The organism is Micromonospora sp. NPDC049580, from assembly GCF_040675595.1.
Taxonomy (GTDB): domain Bacteria; phylum Actinomycetota; class Actinomycetes; order Mycobacteriales; family Micromonosporaceae; genus Micromonospora.
Genome location: NZ_JBFAPG010000608.1, coordinates 1 through 3,218 on the forward strand (window position 1 = coordinate 1; position 3,218 = coordinate 3,218).

3 protein-coding genes are annotated in these 3,218 nt (G+C 71.8%); 1 reads left to right on the top strand and 2 read right to left on the bottom strand.

The window, feature by feature from the left end; genetic code table 11:
• Positions 1 to 77: 77 nt before the first annotated feature.
• Both AB0J68_RS29855 and AB0J68_RS29860 read right to left on the bottom strand, forming a co-directional pair.
• Positions 78 to 914 carry an undecaprenyl-diphosphate phosphatase gene (locus AB0J68_RS29855; protein ID WP_354860360.1) on the bottom strand — a complete coding sequence of 279 codons (837 nt, stop codon included), beginning with the start codon at positions 912 to 914 and terminating at the stop codon, positions 78 to 80.
• On the bottom strand, positions 911 to 1,963 hold the full coding sequence (locus AB0J68_RS29860; protein ID WP_354860358.1) for an LLM class F420-dependent oxidoreductase: 1,053 nt from the start codon (positions 1,961 to 1,963) through the stop codon (positions 911 to 913). The genes AB0J68_RS29855 and AB0J68_RS29860 overlap by 4 nt, the downstream gene beginning before the upstream one ends.
• Before the next feature lie 187 nt (positions 1,964 to 2,150).
• Between AB0J68_RS29860 and AB0J68_RS29865 the strand changes: the two genes are divergently transcribed.
• Positions 2,151 to 3,122, top strand: a complete 972-nt coding sequence (locus tag AB0J68_RS29865; RefSeq protein ID WP_363941936.1) for an aldo/keto reductase — start codon at positions 2,151 to 2,153, stop codon at positions 3,120 to 3,122.
• Positions 3,123 to 3,218: the final 96 nt, after the last annotated feature.

The following is a 3,218-nucleotide window of genomic DNA, read 5'->3' on the forward strand; positions in this document are numbered from 1 at the left end:
GGACGGCCCCGAGACGTGCCACACGGTGCGGTGCCCCGCGTCGAGGAGATGCTGGCTCAACGGAACGACGCCGCTGATCAGGTGGCGCTGATCGTGCCGGTCAGCAGGAGAGCCAGGACCAGGGTGCCCAGCGCGACCCGGTACAGCACGAAGACGTACAGGGTGTGGTGGGCGACGTAGCGCAGCAGCCAGGCGATGGCCGCGTAGCCGATGCCGAAGGCGATGGCGGTGGCCACGATCGTCTGGGCCACGGTGGGCACGGACGTGCCCGGGGCGGACGGTTCGAAGACGTCGCCGAGGCTGAACACACCGGACATCACCACCGCCGGGATGGCCAGCAGGAACGAGTAGCGCGCCGCCGCCTCCCGGGTCAGGTTGAGCAGCAGGCCGGCGGTGAGCGTGCCGCCGGAGCGGGACACCCCGGGGACCAGGGCCATGGCCTGGGCGAAGCCCATGACCACGCCGTCTTTCATCCGGAAGTTCTCCAGCGTGCGCGTCTGCCGGCCCCAGTACTCGGCGAACGCCAGCACGAACGCGAACACGATCAGGGTGGTCGCCACCACCCACAGGTTGCGCCCGGCGGTCTTGATCTGGTCCTTGAAGAGGAACCCGAACAGCCCGATGGGGATCGAGCCGACGATCACGTACCAGCCCATCCGGTAGTCGAGGCTGGAGCGCACCGACGTGTCGCGCAGCCCCACCAGCCAGGTACGCGTGATCCGCCAGATGTCCTTCGCGAAGTAGATCAGCACGGCTGCCTCGGTGCCGAGCTGGGTGACGGCGGTGAACGACGCGCCGGCGTCGCGGTCGAAGAAGATCGCCGAGGTGATCCGCAGATGCCCCGACGAGCTGACCGGCAGGAACTCGGTCAGCCCCTGGACGACGCCCAGGACGATGGCCTCGATCCAGGTCACTCGCCGACTCCGGAGAGGTCGAGCGCCTCGGCGACGGTACGCAGGGTCTGCACGCCGCTGTCCCGGTCGGCCACGAACAGGGTCACCGACAGCGTGGTGACGCCGGAGGCGGCGTACTCCCGCAACCGTTCGGCGATGCGCTCCTTCGGGCCGAGCAGCGAGGTGCGGTCGATGAACTCCATCGGCACCGCGGCGGCCGCGTCGCGCTGCCGCTTGGCCAGGTACAGGTCCTGCACCTCGCGGGCGGCGTCGCCGTAACCCATCCGGGTGGCGAGCTGGTTGTAGAAGTTCTGCTTCCGGCTGCCCATCCCGCCGACGTAGAGCGCGGCGTACCAGCGCACCAGCTCGGCACAGGAGGCCACGTCGTCGCCGATGACGACCGGCACGGAGGGCACCACGTCGAAGCCGGCCAGTTCCTTGCCGGCCTTGGCCCGCCCGGCGGCCACGGCGGCGAGGTGCTCGTCGGCGAACTCCGGGGCGTAGAACACGGCGAGCCAGCCATCGGCGATCTCGCCGGCCAACTCCAGGTTCTTCGGCCCGACCGCGGCCAGGTAGATCGGGATGTGTTCGCGAGGTGGGTGGAAGCTCAGCCGCAGCGCCTTGCCGGGGCCGTCGGGCAGCGGCAGCGTGTAGTGCTCGCCGTCGTACGCCACCTCCTTGCGGGCGACGGCCAGCTTGACGATGTCGACGAACTCGCGGGTCCGGCCCAGCGGCTTGGCGAACCGCACACCGTGCCAGCCCTCGGAGACCTGCGGGCCGGAGACGCCGAGGCCCAGCCGGAACCGGCCGCCGGAGAGCGCGTCGATGGTGGCGGCGGTCATCGCGGTGGCGGCCGGCGTACGGGCGGGAATCTGCATCACCGCCGAGCCCACGTCGATCCGTTGCGTCTGGCCGGCCATCCAGGCGAGCATGCTGGGCGAGTCGGAGCCGTAGGCTTCCGCCGCCCACACCACCGAGTAGCCGAGGCGATCCGCCTCCTGGGCCAACGCCAGGTGGTCGGCCGGCGTGCTCCACGCCGTCTGGTATCCAAGGCTGAGCCCGAGTCGCACTGGTCCTCCCCCATCCGTGGCACAGGTCGCACCAGGTTACGCAATGCCGAAAACGGACCCGATCACCGGCTCACCGCCAATGATCCCGCGTCCGTCGCGGTGCCCGCCGGAGGCGGAACCGGCAGAACCGGCAGAGATGACGGGAGCGAGGATATCCGTGGCGGCGGGTTCGAAATAAGGTTCACCCATGCAACAGCGACCGCTCGGCCGAAGCGGGCTGGCGGTTTCGCGGCTCGCGCTCGGCACCATGACCTGGGGCCGGGACACCGACGCCGACGATGCGGCCGCCCAGCTGAAGAGTTACCTGGACGCGGGCGGCAACCTGATCGACACCGCCGACGTGTACGGCGACGGCGACGCCGAGTCGGTGATCGGGTCGCTGCTGGGCACCCTCGTACCGCGCGACGAGCTGTTGATCGCCACCAAGGCGGGGTTGCGGCCGGGCAGCGGTCGGCGTCGCGACGGCTCCCGAGGCCACCTGCTGCGCACCCTCGAGGCGTCGCTGCGCCGGCTCGGCACGGACCACGTCGACCTGTTCCAGGTGCACGGGTACGACCCGGACACCCCCCTCGAAGAGACCCTCGCGGCGCTGGACCACTCGGTGGCCAGCGGAAAGGTCCGCTACGTGGGTGTGTCGAACTTCTCCGGCTGGCAGACCGCGCGGGCCGCCGCCTGGCAGACGGCCTGGCCGGGCCGGGCGCCGGTGGTCGCCGCCCAGGTGGAGTACTCGCTGCTGGAGCGGGGCGTGGAGCGGGAGGTGCTGCCGGCGTGCGAGACGTTGGGCCTCGGCGTGCTGCCCTGGTCGCCGCTGGGTCGGGGTGTGCTCACCGGCAAGTACCGGCACGGCCGGCCGGCGGACTCGCGGGCCGCCTCGCCGCACTTCGAGCGGTTCGTCTCCACGTACCTGGAGCCGCGCTGCTCGAGCATCGTGGAGGCGGTGGCGACCGCGGCCGGCGGCCTGGGGGTGTCGCCGCTGGAGGTGGCGCTGGCGTGGATCCGGGACCGACCGGGGGTGACCGCGCCGATCCTCGGCGCCCGGACGGTCGGGCAGCTGCTCGGCGCGTTGCAGGTCGAGCGGATCACGCTGCCCGAGGAGATCACCACCGCGCTGGACGACGTCTCGTCGGTGCCCATCGGCTACCCCGAGCGCGACGGGTGAGACGCGGGCGCTCACCGAACCGGCGCTGACCGGGGCGCCTGCTAACCGCGGGCGGCTCCCGCGCGGCGAAGACCACGCGCGGGCGCCCGGGGCGGC

Bases quoted from the DNA above. Each gene is read 5' to 3' on its own strand.
- AB0J68_RS29865 (WP_363941936.1), top strand. From the start codon at position 2,151: ATGCAACAGCGACCGCTCGGCCGAAGCGGGCTGGCGGTTTCGCGGCTC.